We start from the raw sequence: 12995 nt of genomic DNA on the forward strand, positions 1-12995 counted from the left end.
TGGTCAGATCCGCATGATGTGGGCAGCATTGCTGCCGTCCGGGTGACGTTGCAACCGGATTTCCCGTTCCTGGAACCGGCCGGTTGTCCAGTGCGTTGTTCGCGCGTGCATCTGCTGGTCCGCTGGTTGCTCGCGCCCCTTGCCAGGCTCGTCTACCGCCCGGTGGTGCACGGAGCTGACAACGTTCCCCGGACCGGCGCGGTGATCCTCGCGGCCAACCACCGCGCGGCCGTCGACACGGCGGTGATCGCGCTCACCGCGGGCCGTCCGGTGTCGTTCCTGGGGAAGGCCGAGTACTTCACGGGAAAAGGGCTGCGCGGCCGCGCGTTCGCCTCGTTCCTCTCCGCGCTCGGCTACGTGCCGGTCGACCGGTCCAACGCGAAGGCCGGGCTCGACGCGCTGTTTGCGGCCCGCACCGTGCTTGAGGCGGGGGGCGCGTTCGCGATCTACCCGGAGGGCACCCGGTCACTCGACGGCAGGCTGCACCGCGGACACACCGGCGTGGCGACGCTGGCCATGGGCACGGGAGCGCCGGTCGTCCCGGTGGCGTTGATCGGCACGGAGCGCGTGCAGCCGGTCGGGGCCCGGTTCCCACGGGTGCGTCGTGTGGTCGTCCGCTTCGGCCCGCCGCTCGACTTCTCGCGCTACGACGGCCTGGAGGGCTCCAGCGCGATCCGCCGGGCCGCCACCGACGAGATCATGGACGCGATCGCGCGCCTGTCTCACCAGGAGTACGTCGACACGTACCACCACCGGCCCGCCGCCTAGCCACGAGCGCGCTGAAGAGCTCGGGCCTACTGCGCGCGCTATGGCCGGAGCTTGTCAGCACCCTCCTCGGGCGTCGCGGTCGTCAGCACCTCGCGGGACCAGCCGGGGTGGCAGGCGATCGCCGTGGCGAGATCGCGGGTGGTCGCCACCGCGTCGGTCCCCACTGCGGTGGCCAGCGAGCCTCGCCGGGCAAGCGGGGTGAGCGACCACCACACGCCGGCATGCGCCGCGGGTGGGTCGTCGCCCCAGACGAGCAGCTCGGTGCCCAGCACGCGGCGTCCGGCCAGGTGCGCGGCGGAGGCGTGCAGAGCGGCATCGCCCAGCTCCTGGGCTTGCACCAGAAGGGGGCAGCCGGCCTCACGCACGCTGGTCAGTCCCTGGAAGCGGCCCGAGCCCTCGCCGCTGCGTCCGGCTACGAGAACCTCCCGGCACCTGAGCCGCGCCCCTGGGCCCAGCTCGGCGTGTAGCTCGCTGTGGTGCTCGGCCCGCCGCGTGACGATGGTCGGTTCCGGGAGGTACTGCACGGCCGCCCGCTCGCCCACCTGGAGCCGCACGACCAGCCTGCTCGCGACCGCCCCGCCCTGGCCGGGTAGCGCGAGTGTGGCGGCGACCCCGGTGAGCACCAGCTGGGCGCCCGGCCCGACCTCCACCTCGAGCGTCACGTCGTCACCGCCGAGCGGCGTGCTGGCCGAGCCCACCACGTGCACCGTCGCGACGGGTGAACGCGCCGCGGCCGCCCCGCGCTGCGGGAGCAGCGTCAGCGGGGCCTGCGACCGCAGCTCGCGCACCACCGTGCGCCCGGAGCCGTCGCACTCGACGACGACGCGCGCCCTGGCCAGCACCTGACGTCAGCCCACCGGCGCGCGCACGGCGGCGATCTGCTGCTGCACCCAGCTCGCGACGTCGGTGGCGGCCGGGTCACGCACGAGCGACTGCGTGATCACGGGCAGCTCGCCACGCATCCGGTGCGCGTCCGCGGTCATGACTCCCATGTCCGCGCCCACGTACGGGGCGAGGTCCAACTTGTTGATCACCAGCAGGTCCGCGGTCGTCACCCCGGGGCCGCCCTTGCGCGGAACCTTGTCGCCGCCGGCGACGTCGACGACGAAGATCTGCCGGTCGATCAGCCCGCGGCTGAAGACGGCGGTCAGGTTGTCACCGCCGCTCTCCACGAGCACCAGGTCGAGGTCGCCGAAGCGCTCCTCCAGCAGCTCCACGGCGTCGAGGTTCGCGGTGATGTCGTCGCGGATCGCGGTGTGCGGGCAGCAGCCGGTCTGCACGGCCTCGATCCGGTCCGGGGTCAGAACACCTGCGCGACGCAGGAAGTCGGCGTCCTCGGTCGTGTAGATGTCATTGGTCACCACGCCGAGGCGCATCTGCGGCCCGAGGGTGCGGGCGAGCGCGGCGACCAGCGCGGTCTTGCCGCTTCCGACGGGGCCGCCGATGCCGATCCGCACGGCCCTCCCGCCCGGTGCAGCGGCGTGGTGCGGGTCGGGTTCGGTGACGGTCGGGTCGAGCGAGTGGCCGTGGCCGTGTCCGTGGTCAGCACTCATGTTCACTCCGCAAGCTCCGTTCAGGAGACAAAGAGACGCACCTGCTCCCGGTGGTGGTGGACGTGGGCCTGCGCCATGAGGTCGAGCACCGGCGCTCCGGGCGCCGGTAGTCGCTCGGGTGGTAGCGCCGATGTGTGCAGAGCCTGGGTGACGACGGCGTCGAGGACGGGGCGCAGCGCGACGATCGCGGCGTTCACGGCGAACGGGTCGAGCCCGAGCAACCGCACCGCCGCCGACGCGGGGCCGCTCACCGCGAGGTAGCCGACGACCTGGGCGGCCTCGGCCGGGCTCCCGCCGTCGACGCCGACCACGGCACCGACAAGCAGGGCGTGGTGCGGGTGGCGCGCGACGGCGCACAGGTCGTCCAGTACCGGGGAGGGCCAGGCGAGCCGCGCGGCGCGAAGCGTGGCCCGGCCCTGCGCCCGGGACGCGTCCCGTTGCGCGGCCGCCGGTGTACGCGCGTCGAGCTCCGCGTCGAGCGCGGCCCACTGGGCGCCCATCCCGGTCGCCGCGACGACGGCCGCCGCGGCGAACGCGGCTCCGACCAGCCCTGTCGTGCGCAGCCGCCCGGCGAGGAACGGGCGGAGGTCCGACACGCTTGTGACGAGTCCGCGCGCCACCGCCTCCTCGAGACCGCCGGAGTGGACGTGCCCCCCGCCGGGAAACCTGGCGTCGGCGAGGGTGAGCGCGGCGAGCGACCCCATCAGAAGAGGAAGTACTTCTGCGCCATCGGCAGCTCGGTGACGGGAGCGGGCTCGACGAGGTCGCCGTCGATCCGCACCGCGAACGAGTCCGGATCGACCTTCACCTCCGGCCGCGCCGAGTTGGCGATCATGTCGTCCTTGCCCACTTTCCGGGTGTCGGCCACCGCGGTCGCCTGCTTGCGCAGCCCGAGCCCGTCCAGTTGCCCGTACTCGATCGCGGTGTGCGCGACGAAGTTGAGGCTTGTGGCCGCCGCAACCAGCGGCGCCGCCCCGAACATGGGCCGCGGCATCACGGGCTGGGGCGTGGGAATGGAGGCGTTGGCGTCGCCCATCTGCGCCCAGGCGATGAAGCCACCCTTGAGTACCAGCTCGGGCCGAACACCGAAGAACTTCGGTTCCCAGAGCACCAGGTCGGCGAGCTTCCCGACCTCGACGGAGCCGATCTCCTGTGCCATACCGTGCGCGATGGCGGGGTTGATCGTGTACTTCGCGACGTAGCGCCGGGCCCGCAGGTTGTCGGCCGCGCCGTCGCCGTCGAGCGCGCCGCGCGTCGCCTTCATGACGTGCGCGGTCTGCCACGTCCTGATGACCACCTCGCCGATGCGACCCATCGCCTGCGAGTCCGAGCTCATCATCGAGATCGCGCCCATGTCGTGCAGCACGTCCTCGGCGGCGATCGTCGTGGGGCGGATGCGGCTCTCGGCGAAGGCCAGGTCCTCGGGCACGCCGGGGTTGAGGTGGTGGCAGACCATGAGCATGTCGAGGTGCTCGTCGATCGTGTTCACCGTGTGCGGGCGCGTCGGGTTCGTCGAGGACGGCAGGATGTTCGTCGTCCCGACCACCTCGATGATGTCCGGCGCGTGACCGCCGCCCGCTCCCTCGGTGTGGAAGGCGTTGATCGAGCGTCCGGCGATCGCCGCGAGGGTCGACTCGAGGAAGCCGGCCTCGTTCAGCGTGTCCGTGTGGATCGCCACCTGCACCCCGGAAGCGTCGGCCACCTTCAGGCACGCGTCGATCGCGGCCGGTGTCGTGCCCCAGTCCTCGTGCAGCTTGAACCCGCCCGCCCCGGCCCGAAGCTGCTCCCACATCGCCTCGGCGCTGGTGGTGTTGCCCTTGCCCATCAACAGCACGTTGATCGGCAGGTGGTCCATCGCCTGGAGCATGCGGCCGATCGCACGGGGCCCGGGCGTCACTGTGGTCGCCTTCGTGCCCTCGGCGGGGCCGGTGCCGCCGCCGGCGAGGGTCGTGATGCCGGCCGCGAGCGCGGTGTCCACCAACTGCGGGCAGATGAAGTGGACGTGCGCGTCGATCGCGCCGGCCGTGAGGATTCGCCCGTTGCCGGCGATCACCTCGGTGGACGGCCCGATCACAAGGGCCTCGTCCACACCGTCCATCGTGTCGGGGTTGCCGGCCTTGCCGATGCCGACGATCCGCCCGTCGCGGATGCCGACGTCGGCCTTCACCACACCCCAGTGGTCGAGAACGACGGCGCCGGTGATCACGAGGTCGGGCGCGCCCTCCGCGCTGGTGCGCGCGGACTGGCCCATCGACTCGCGGATCACCTTGCCGCCGCCGAAGAGCACCTCGTCGCCCGACGCGGCGCCGCGGCTGCGGTCCTCGGTGACCTCGATCAGCAGGTTCGTGTCGGCGAGCCGGATGCGGTCGCCGACGGTCGGGCCGAACAGGTCGACGTAGCGCGCGCGCTCGATGGACGTCATGTGTCGCTTCCGTAGGTCAGCGGCCCGGGTTCGGGCGTGCGTTCGTCCAGCGCACCCGCGTACTCGACGCGCAGCCCCGGCACGAGCCGCGCCCCGCCGAACGGGACGAGCACAACCTCGCGCTCGATGCCCGGCTCGAAGCGCACCGACGTGCCTGCCGGGATGTCGAGGTGCGTGCCCCACGCCGCGGCCCGGTCGAACGTGAGCCCGGGGTTGACGGCAGCGAAGTGGTAGTGCGAGCCGACCTGCACGGGCCGGTCCGCGGTGTTGGTGACGACGAGGGTGGTCCGGTCCCGGCCCGGGTTGAGCGGGACGGCCCCCTCGCCGGGGATGATCTCGCCGGGTCCGCCCGGCGCTGCTCCGCCCGCCACGTCAGACGATCGGGCTGTGGACGGTGACGAGCTTGGTGCCATCCGGGAACGTGGCCTCGACCTGCACGGAGTCGAGCATGTCACCCACCCCGTCGAGGACGTCGGCCTTGGACAGCACCTTGCGGCCGCTGGACATCAGCTCGCCGACGGAGCACCCATCGCGGGCTCCCTCCAGCACGTGGTCGGTGATCAGGGCCACGGCCTCCGGGTAGTTCATCCGCAGCCCGCGGGCTTTGCGGGACCTCGCGACGTCGGCGGCGACGTGCACGAGCAGCTTGTCGCGCTCCTGGGGACTCAGGTGCATGAGCGCCATCATCAAGACGCCGTGTTACTCACATGTGGCGCGGGTGTTTCGGTTCCCGGCGCCGGAGTGTGTCCTGTACCGCTCGGTTCAGGGCCGCACGAGCCGCCAATCGGTGGTGTGCCGGTACCAGGTCCACCGCGGTACGGGCCGCGGGTGCGCCACCCCGTCGACGACGACCGTGGCCGGCTCGCAGCCCACCTGCACTGCCCGGCCGACCGCCGATCCCCGGCCGCCCGCGGCGAGCGGGGACACCGGCCGCACCTGGCCGTCCGGGGCGCGCCCGCTCCACCCGGCGCGCACCGCGATCCCGGCCGGGCCCGGCGCGACGACCAGTCGCCGCGCGCTGCCCCGCAGCACCAGGACGTCGTCGCAGAAGCACTCGCCGCGCAGGTCGGCGATCTCCGCACGTCCGACGAGCACCCCGCCCGAGTCGTCGCGGACCAGCGGGACGGGCGATGCGGCGCCGTCGAGCGCGAGGTCGACGGCCGCCGGGCCGGTGGGAAGGCCCCACGCGACGGTCGCAGGTGAGCGCCGAACGGGGAGGTAGGCGACCTCGACCCTGAGCCGGTCGGTGCGCAGCAGCCGCACCAGCACCGCCGCCAGGTCGGCGTCGGTGCCCGCGACGAGCACGCGGCGGGGCTCGTGCTCGGCGAGGACGGGGTCGATGGCCGTGCGGTCGGGTCGCGCCGGGAGCGCGGCCGCGGGGAGGGCGGCGAGATCGTCTTCCCGGCGGCTACCGTTATCGGGGAGCCGCCGCGGCTGCCCGGTATCGGAGCAGCTCAGCAGCACCACGTTCGAATCGATCGAGCCCACGAGATCGGTTACCCTCCCCGCCGCGGTGACCGCACCGCCGCGCGTCCAGGACTGGAGTTTCACATGCCGGCGATCGTGCTGATCGGCGCCCAGTGGGGCGACGAGGGCAAGGGCAAGGCGACCGACCTGCTCGGGGGCCAGGTCCAGTGGGTCGTGCGCTACCAGGGTGGCAACAACGCCGGGCACACGGTCGTGCTCCCTGACGGCCAGGACTTCGCCCTGCACCTCATCCCGTCCGGGATCCTCACACCCGGCCTGCGCAACGTGATCGGCAACGGCGTGGTGGTGGACCCGGGCGTGTTGCTCGACGAGCTCGCCGGGCTCGAGGCCCGCGGTGTGGACACCAGCAACCTGATGATCAGCGCCGACGCGCACTTGATCATGCCGTACCACGTGGCCATCGACAAGGTCACCGAGCGGTTCCTGGGCAAGGCCAAGATCGGCACGACCGGCCGCGGGATCGGCCCCGCCTACCAGGACAAGGTGGCCCGGGTGGGGGTGCGGGTGGCCGACGTGCTCGACGAGAAGATCCTGCACCAGAAGGTCGAGGCCGCCCTGGAGTTCAAGAACCAGGTGATGGTCAAGGTCTACAACCGGCGTGCGCTCGACGTCGACGAGGTGGTGGACACCGTGCTCGCGAGCGGGCGCCGCTTCGCCGACCGGATCGCCGACACGCGGCTCCTGCTCAACCAGGCCCTCGAGGCCGGTGAGTCGATCCTGCTGGAGGGCTCTCAGGGCACCCTGCTCGACGTCGACCACGGCACCTACCCCTTCGTCACCAGCTCGAACCCCACCGCGGGCGGCGCTGCTGTCGGCTCCGGCATCGGCCCCAACAAGATCACCAGGGTGATCGGGATCCTCAAGGCCTACACCACACGCGTCGGCTCGGGCCCGTTCCCCACCGAGCTTCTCGACGCGATGGGGGAGCACCTGCGCAAGGCCGGCGGCGAGGTCGGCGTCACCACGGGGCGGCCCCGCCGCTGTGGCTGGTTCGACGCGGTGATCGGGCGCTACGCGGTGCGCGTCAACGGCATCACCGACTTCTTCCTGACGAAGCTCGACGTGCTCTCCGGCCTCGAGCGGGTGCCGATCTGCGTCGGCTACGAGGTGGACGGCCGTCGCGTCGACGACATGCCGATGACGCAGACCGACGTGCACCACGCGGTTCCCGTGTACGAGGAGATGCCCGGCTGGTTCGAGGACCTGTCGGCGTACCGGACCTTCAAGGAGCTTCCGGCCAACGCGCAGGCGTACGTGCAGCGGATCGAGGAGCTGACCGGGGCACCGGTGAGCGCCATCGGCGTCGGGCCCGGCCGCGACCAGACGATCACGCGCGACGTCTCGTAGGCCCTGGAGTCTGAGCGCATTCAGACCCGAACGATCGTCAGCGTGAGGCGAGATGAATTATGGCTCCACCCAATGGGGGTGACCGTCCTCGATCGAGTCTGCTCCGATACTTGGAAGCTGAGGGCTTCGAGTTCGTCGCTGTCGACGATGGGGACAGGTACCGGTTCCGCTCCAGGGCCGGTACGGACGGACCTTTCACAGTCGCACGACCTCGAGTGGGTGGCATACCCACCGGACTCGTCATGTTCGAGCGACCGCTTTCGCGCCGAACGTGGGTGAATGCCGGCGGGGCGGGCAAGGAACCTTGTTTTCACGGCGCTAGCGCCGCCACCTCGGCAGCGCGGGCACGAAGACAAGCAGCAGCGCCACGACCATCAGGGCCACGGCTGCCAGAGCACCCGCCTGGCCCGGCAGCGGCGGCCGGTGCGGCCACCCGAGCAGCAGCACACCTGCTGCGGCCATGGTGGCGCCGGCGAGCAGCGGCACGACGGTGCTCGCGGCCTCACGGCTCTTGGGCGCGGTAGGGGTCAACCCGACCTCCAGGACATCGCAGGTCACCTACCCTGCGGCGTCGTGTGGATCGCCGCGCGCGTTATCCAGGCGGGCGCAGTTTCACGCAGCGCAGTTGCCCGTAGCCACCTCACTGCGGAGGGTAGCTGCCGCCTGCGCCACACCGGCCACCTGCTCGACGGTGAGCACGAATCCGGTCTCCTGGTCGTCGAGCGCGGCGCCGAACACGACGCCGATCACGCGGCCGTCGGGAGCGATCATCGGGCCACCGGAGTTGCCGGAGCGGACGACCGCGCGAACCGTGTAAACCTGGCGGGTGACCTCGCCGTCGTCGTAGATGTCCGGGCCCTTGAGGTTGATCATCGACCGGACCTTGGCCGCCGTCGCGGTGAACGGCCCGTCGAGCGGGTAGCCGAGCACGATGGCGTCGTCGCCCGCGCTCGCCGGCTGCGGGTCGAACGTCAGCGGCGTGGCCTGGAGGTCGGGCACGCGGAGCACGGCGAGGTCGACCGAAGGGTCGTAGAGCACGACCTCCGCGGCCAGCTCGCTGACCCGCCCGCGCCTGCCCGTGACCTCCACGCCGGTCTCGGACGTGCCCGCGACGACGTGGGCGTTGGTGAGCACGAGCTCGGGGCCGATCACGAACCCGGAGCCCTCGAGCTGGCGGGCGCACGACGGCGCGCGGCCCCGGATCTTGAGCACGCTGCTCGCCACATCGGCCACGGCCGGGCTCTGCGCCAGCAGCGGATTGGGCGGGCCGACCTCGGTGATCGGGGTCTCGGCGAACGGGCTGAGAACGTCGGGGAATCCCGAGTTGTTGAGTAGCTGGCGCAGCTCGGCCGGCAGGGCCTTGGCGCCCTCAGGCATCACGGAGTCGACAGCCCGTAGAACCTCCGACCCGCGGACGCCCGCGGCGAGGCCGGGGAAGCTCGCGGAGGCGAGCGGGAGCGCGACGAGCCATGCGGCCAGCACGACGGTGATGGCCTGCAGGACGGAACCGAGTGTCGAGTCGACCTGGAGGGTGCGTTCGCCCGTGATGCGGTCGCGGATGCGTCTGCCGAAGAAGACCCCGGTGGTCTCGCCGAGCGCGACGAGGAGCACTACGACGACGATGCTGACGATGATCCGCGTGGTCGGGGCCTCCACGCCTGCGGCGATGAGTGGCGCGAGACGCACCCCGAGCACGGCTCCGGTCAGCACGCCGACGAACGACAGCAGCGCGACGGCCATGCCGTGCCGCCATCCGGATACTGCGGCGATCAGCGCGAGCAGGATGACGACGACATCGACCCAACTCACGTTGTTGTCCGCTCCGTCGTCGTGCGTACCCCGACCGCCCCGACCTCTCGAGGCCCCGAGCTCATGATCCTGCGCCCTCCCGCCGACCAGCCCGCGCCGTCGACCACGCTGTGGCTAGGTCCGCCACCCGAGTGGTGTCCCACGGTCGAGCCCATCCACCCCGATCCAACAGCGCGGACAATAGGCCCCCTGTGAAACCCCACACGAGCAACCCCGCGACGGTGAACGCGGGGCCGGTGAGGCCTGAGGGGTGGCGCACCCGGAGCCGGTTGGCGGGGTCGGCCAGCTCGGCCAGCGGCACCCGCACGACCGCGGCGGTCTCCCCCGGGTCGGCCGCGTGCACCGCCACCGGCCGCGCCCAGTGGGCGATCACCGGCGTGACGACGAATCCGGACGGCGGCACGAACAGCTCCGGCAGGAGGGCGAGCGGCACCACCCCCGACGGCTCGACGCCCGTCTCCTCCTCGGCTTCGCGCAGCGCGGTGCCCACGGCGTCCGGGTCGCCGGGGTCGGCGCCACCGCCGGGGAAGGCGACCTGCCCCGCGTGGTTGCGCAGCGTGCTGGCCCGCTCCATCAGCAGCACGTCCGGGCCGTGCCGGGGATCCTCGCCGAACAGCACCAGCACTGCGGCGTGCCGGCCACCTTCGGCGGGCGGAGCCGAGCGGTGGCGGAGCAGGCCGGCGGCGTCGACATCGCGCACGCCGGCGAGCAGCGGCTGGAGCCAGCCTGGGGCGAGGTGCGGCTGCAGCGCGCTCATCTGGCGTGTCACGACAGCCGCTCCACGGCGGCCGCCACGTCGTCGGCGGTGCGGAACGGCGTGGGTGGGTCGACCCTCAGGACAGTGCCGTCGGCGCGCACCACGTACGAGACAGGCAGCGCCGGCGGGACGCCGAGCGCGACGCGCAGCGCGTCGTTCGGGTCGGTGACCGACGGCAGCCGCACCCCGATGTCGGTGAGAAGTGTCAGTGCGGCCCGCGGGTCGTCCTGCACGTCGACGCCCAGTACCGGCACGGCTCCCGGCCGGGCCGCGTACTCGGCCAGCGCGGGCAGCTCGTCGCGGCACGGGCCGCACCAGGATGCCCAGACGTTGAGCAGGGCGGGTCGCCCGGCCAGAGCCGCGCCGAGGTCGACGGAGCCGGCCGCACCGAGGCACGGGACGGAGACGCCCGCCAGGGGGCCGGCAGCGGGCGCGTCGGCAGGCGCCGGGCACGGCTGCAGCCCGGCCGCGGCGCGTGGTGCAGCCAGTTCGGCGTCGGAGACGGCGACAGCCTGCGGGCCATCCGGCCGGGCGCCCGCGGTGGGGGCTCCGGCGTTGCGGGGCCAGAAGGCGAACACGGCGGCGGCGGCGAGCAGCACGACGACCACGGTAGAGATGATCTCTGAGCGCCGCGCGCCGACTCGGTTCACGGGGCGTCCTGGTCCTCGCCGGGAGCGGCTGGGGGCGCCGAGTCGTCCGGTACGCCGGCCATGGCGAGCAGGTGCGGCCGCGACGGGCCCTTGACCAGCGCGGCGGCCTTCATCAGGTCGGTGGGGCCGGTGCCGTAGGCAGGGCAGTCGGCGCTGAGGCTGCAGGCGCCGCACGCGGGCTTGCGGGCGTGGCAGACGCGACGGCCGTGGAAGATCACCTCGTGCGACACGATCGTCCAGTCGCGCTTGGGCACCAGCGCGCCGACGGCGTGCTCGACCTTGACCGGGTCCTCCTCCTGCGTCCAGCCCCAGCGCCGGACGAGCCGGCCGAAATGGGTGTCGACGGTGATGCCCGGGATGTCGAAGGCGTTGCCGAGGATGACGTTGGCCGTCTTGCGTCCGATGCCGGGCAGCGCCACCAGTTCCTCGAGCGTGTGCGGGAGCACCCCGTCGTGCTTCTCGACGACTGCGGCGCCCAGCCCGATGAGCGAGTTGGCCTTGTTCCGGAAGAACCCGGTGCTGTGGATCATCTCCTCCAGCTCGGCGCGGTCGGCCTGCGCGTAGGCCAGCGCAGTGGGGTACTTCGCGAACACCGCGGGCGTGACGGAGTTGACCAACTTGTCGGTGGACTGCGCCGAGAGCACGGTGGCGACCGCGAGCTCCAGCGGGTTGGTGAAGTCGAGCTCGCAGTGTGCGTCGGGGTGGGTGGCGGCGAGGGTGCGGAGCATCCGCCCTACCCGGCGGGCCCGGCCGAGCGGCGGCTCCCCTTCGGACACCCGCTTGGCGAGCCGGGCAGCGCTGCGTGTCGTGGGCGTCGTGCGCGCCGTGGCACCGGCCGGGCTGCTGGGATCGGCAGGCCTGCGGGAAGCGGTGGTCACGACAACGAGCGTACGGCTGCCCACCGACATCCGACGACGGCCTCTGCGGGGCCGCGGGGCCTCCGCTCGCGATCCGATTCGTTACCCAGGGTGATGTAGAAGGTTACGAATCGGTATCGGGGTCATGGCGCACCCACCCCGGTCGCGCGCCCGCGGCTGCCGTGCGAGAGCATCCACTCCGATATGACTGCCTGGTTGTCCGTCCTCGTGCCGCCGCTGGTGATGTTCTTCGCGCTCGGCATGGAGCGCGTGGAGTCCAAGCTGCGGGAATCGACCGTGCGGCCGGAGGAGCTCGAGGAGCTGCTTGAACGACCGCGTCCCGACGAGCTGCGTGCCCTGTTCAGGCAGGGTACGGGCCGGGCTCTCGAGCTCTTCCGGCTCCGCAACCGTGGGGCGAAGGGCAGGCGCTCGGCCAAGCGCAGCAGAGCTGCCTGAGCAGTACGGAAGGCTCGATCGGGTCCTAGCGTGGCGGTCTCGCGCGAAACTTGCCCGGTCGTGCGTCGAAAACGGCGGTTGCCACGTCACACAGGGTGCGCGCACCCCCGTAGACTGACCCGCCGGTGATCCGCCGCGGGGCAGCGGTGGGGACGAGGAGCGGTGCAGTGGACGAAATTCTGATCCGCGCAGGGATCTTCCAGGGCGTGGAGCCTCACGCGGCAGAGGCGCTTGCCCAGGCGCTCGAGCCGGCGGAGTTCCCCCGTGGGCATGTCATCTTCGCAGAAGGTGAGCCGGGCGACCGCCTTTACATCGTCGGCAGCGGCAAGGTCAAGATCGGGCGCAAGTCGCCTGACGGCCGTGAGAACCTGCTGATGGTGGCCGGGCCATCCGACATGTTCGGCGAGCTCTCGATCTTCGACCCCGGACCGCGCACGTCCTCCGCCACTGCCGTCACCGAGGTCCGCACCTTCACGATGGACCGCGGCGCCCTGCGCGAGTGGATCGGCAAGCGCCCCGAGATCGCCGAGCAGCTGCTGCGGGTGCTCGCGCGGAGGCTGCGGCGCACCAACAACATGCTCGCCGACCTCATCTTCACCGATGTCCCCGGTCGCGTGGCGAAGTCGCTGCTGCAGCTCGCCCGCCAGTTCGGGTCGCAGGAGTCGGGCCTGCTGCGGGTCACCCACGACCTCACGCAGGAGGAGATCGCGCAGCTCGTCGGCGCCTCCCGGGAGACGGTGAACAAGGCGCTCGCCGACTTCGCCCACCGCGGCTGGCTGCGGCTGGAGGGCAAGAGCGTGCTCATTCTCGAGCCCGAGCGGCTGGCCCGCCGGGCCCGGTAGGCCTGGGCTCCGACGACGCCAGGCCCGGGCTCCGGCGACGCCTGTC

Annotated in this window: 16 protein-coding genes; 4 read left to right on the forward strand and 12 right to left on the reverse strand. The window is 72.2% G+C overall.

Going from position 1 to position 12995, the window contains the following annotated elements; all coding sequences use genetic code 11:
* Nucleotides 1–105 precede the first annotated feature (105 nt).
* On the forward strand, nt 106–768 hold the full coding sequence (locus tag ABD143_RS06715) for a lysophospholipid acyltransferase family protein (protein ID WP_343972724.1): 663 nt from the start codon (nt 106–108) through the stop codon (nt 766–768).
* Between the two features lie 38 nt (nt 769–806).
* On the opposite strand, the gene ABD143_RS06720 is transcribed toward ABD143_RS06715, so the two are convergent.
* The 7 genes from ABD143_RS06720 to ABD143_RS06750 all read right to left on the reverse strand — a co-directional run bounded on the left by ABD143_RS06720 (nt 807) and on the right by ABD143_RS06750 (nt 6231).
* Nucleotides 807–1610: an urease accessory protein UreD gene (locus ABD143_RS06720; protein ID WP_343972726.1), complete on the reverse strand. Its 804-nt coding sequence runs from the start codon at nt 1608–1610 to the stop codon at nt 807–809.
* Between the two features lie 6 nt (nt 1611–1616).
* Nucleotides 1617–2321 (reverse strand): urease accessory protein UreG, encoded by a 705-nt coding sequence (gene ureG / locus ABD143_RS06725; RefSeq protein WP_343972729.1) that lies wholly within the window; start codon nt 2319–2321, stop codon nt 1617–1619.
* Nucleotides 2322–2341: 20 nt separating this feature from the next.
* Nucleotides 2342–3025: an urease accessory protein UreF gene (locus tag ABD143_RS06730; protein WP_343972732.1), complete on the reverse strand. Its 684-nt coding sequence runs from the start codon at nt 3023–3025 to the stop codon at nt 2342–2344.
* Nucleotides 3025–4743: an urease subunit alpha gene (locus ABD143_RS06735; protein WP_343972736.1), complete on the reverse strand. Its 1719-nt coding sequence runs from the start codon at nt 4741–4743 to the stop codon at nt 3025–3027. Before ABD143_RS06735 ends, ABD143_RS06730 begins: the two co-directional genes overlap by 1 nt.
* Nucleotides 4740–5114 carry an urease subunit beta gene (locus tag ABD143_RS06740; RefSeq protein ID WP_343972739.1) on the reverse strand — a complete coding sequence of 125 codons (375 nt, stop codon included), beginning with the start codon at nt 5112–5114 and terminating at the stop codon, nt 4740–4742. Before ABD143_RS06740 ends, ABD143_RS06735 begins: the two co-directional genes overlap by 4 nt.
* A 1-nt stretch (nt 5115) precedes the next feature.
* Nucleotides 5116–5418 carry an urease subunit gamma gene (locus ABD143_RS06745; RefSeq protein WP_343972742.1) on the reverse strand — a complete coding sequence of 101 codons (303 nt, stop codon included), beginning with the start codon at nt 5416–5418 and terminating at the stop codon, nt 5116–5118.
* An 87-nt stretch (nt 5419–5505) separates the two neighbouring features.
* Nucleotides 5506–6231, reverse strand: a complete 726-nt coding sequence (locus ABD143_RS06750) for a hypothetical protein (protein ID WP_343972745.1) — start codon at nt 6229–6231, stop codon at nt 5506–5508.
* 63 nt (nt 6232–6294) lie between these two features.
* Between ABD143_RS06750 and ABD143_RS06755 the strand changes: the two genes are divergently transcribed.
* Nucleotides 6295–7578 (forward strand): adenylosuccinate synthase, encoded by a 1284-nt coding sequence (locus ABD143_RS06755; RefSeq protein ID WP_343972748.1) that lies wholly within the window; start codon nt 6295–6297, stop codon nt 7576–7578.
* Between the two features lie 318 nt (nt 7579–7896).
* Here the strand turns inward: ABD143_RS06755 and ABD143_RS06760 are convergent, their stop codons facing one another.
* The 5 genes from ABD143_RS06760 to nth all read right to left on the reverse strand — a co-directional run bounded on the left by ABD143_RS06760 (nt 7897) and on the right by nth (nt 11522).
* Nucleotides 7897–8136, reverse strand: coding sequence for a hypothetical protein (locus ABD143_RS06760; protein WP_343972751.1), 240 nt, complete (start codon nt 8134–8136; stop codon nt 7897–7899).
* Between the two features lie 54 nt (nt 8137–8190).
* Nucleotides 8191–9387, reverse strand: a complete 1197-nt coding sequence (locus ABD143_RS06765; RefSeq protein ID WP_343972754.1) for a MarP family serine protease — start codon at nt 9385–9387, stop codon at nt 8191–8193.
* Between the two features lie 61 nt (nt 9388–9448).
* Nucleotides 9449–10144, reverse strand: coding sequence for an NUDIX hydrolase (locus ABD143_RS06770; RefSeq protein WP_343973410.1), 696 nt, complete (start codon nt 10142–10144; stop codon nt 9449–9451).
* An 8-nt stretch (nt 10145–10152) separates the two neighbouring features.
* On the reverse strand, nt 10153–10794 hold the full coding sequence (locus ABD143_RS06775) for a TlpA family protein disulfide reductase (RefSeq protein WP_343972757.1): 642 nt from the start codon (nt 10792–10794) through the stop codon (nt 10153–10155).
* Nucleotides 10791–11522, reverse strand: a complete 732-nt coding sequence (gene nth / locus ABD143_RS06780) for an endonuclease III (RefSeq protein ID WP_343973413.1) — start codon at nt 11520–11522, stop codon at nt 10791–10793. Before nth ends, ABD143_RS06775 begins: the two co-directional genes overlap by 4 nt.
* Before the next feature lie 333 nt (nt 11523–11855).
* Here nth and ABD143_RS06785 point away from each other — a divergent pair, with 333 nt between their 5' ends.
* Together ABD143_RS06785 and ABD143_RS06790 are read left to right on the forward strand one after the other, a co-directional pair.
* The gene (locus ABD143_RS06785; protein WP_343972760.1) at nt 11856–12107 is read left to right on the forward strand and encodes a hypothetical protein; all 252 of its coding nucleotides are present in this window, start codon (nt 11856–11858) and stop codon (nt 12105–12107) included.
* A gap of 167 nt (nt 12108–12274) precedes the next feature.
* Nucleotides 12275–12949, forward strand: a complete 675-nt coding sequence (locus tag ABD143_RS06790; protein ID WP_343972763.1) for a Crp/Fnr family transcriptional regulator — start codon at nt 12275–12277, stop codon at nt 12947–12949.
* The last annotated feature ends 46 nt before the right edge of the window (nt 12950–12995 follow it).

The organism is Pseudonocardia aurantiaca (genome assembly GCF_039526725.1).
Taxonomy (GTDB): Bacteria; Actinomycetota; Actinomycetes; order Mycobacteriales; family Pseudonocardiaceae; genus Pseudonocardia; species Pseudonocardia aurantiaca.

Excerpts from the sequence above, each read along its gene's own strand:
- ABD143_RS06735 (WP_343972736.1), bottom strand. The coding sequence starts at position 4,743 with ATGACGTCCATCGAGCGCGCGCGCTACGTCGACCTGTTCGGCCCGACC.
- ABD143_RS06745 (WP_343972742.1), bottom strand. The coding sequence starts at position 5,418 with ATGCACCTGAGTCCCCAGGAGCGCGACAAGCTGCTCGTGCACGTCGCC.
- ABD143_RS06770 (WP_343973410.1), bottom strand. The coding sequence starts at position 10,144 with ATGAGCGCGCTGCAGCCGCACCTCGCCCCAGGCTGGCTCCAGCCGCTG.
- ureG (WP_343972729.1), bottom strand. The coding sequence starts at position 2,321 with ATGAGTGCTGACCACGGACACGGCCACGGCCACTCGCTCGACCCGACC.
- ABD143_RS06730 (WP_343972732.1), bottom strand. The coding sequence starts at position 3,025 with ATGGGGTCGCTCGCCGCGCTCACCCTCGCCGACGCCAGGTTTCCCGGC.
- ABD143_RS06785 (WP_343972760.1), top strand. The coding sequence starts at position 11,856 with ATGACTGCCTGGTTGTCCGTCCTCGTGCCGCCGCTGGTGATGTTCTTC.
- ABD143_RS06755 (WP_343972748.1), top strand. The coding sequence starts at position 6,295 with ATGCCGGCGATCGTGCTGATCGGCGCCCAGTGGGGCGACGAGGGCAAG.
- nth (WP_343973413.1), bottom strand. The coding sequence starts at position 11,522 with ATGCTCCGCACCCTCGCCGCCACCCACCCCGACGCACACTGCGAGCTC.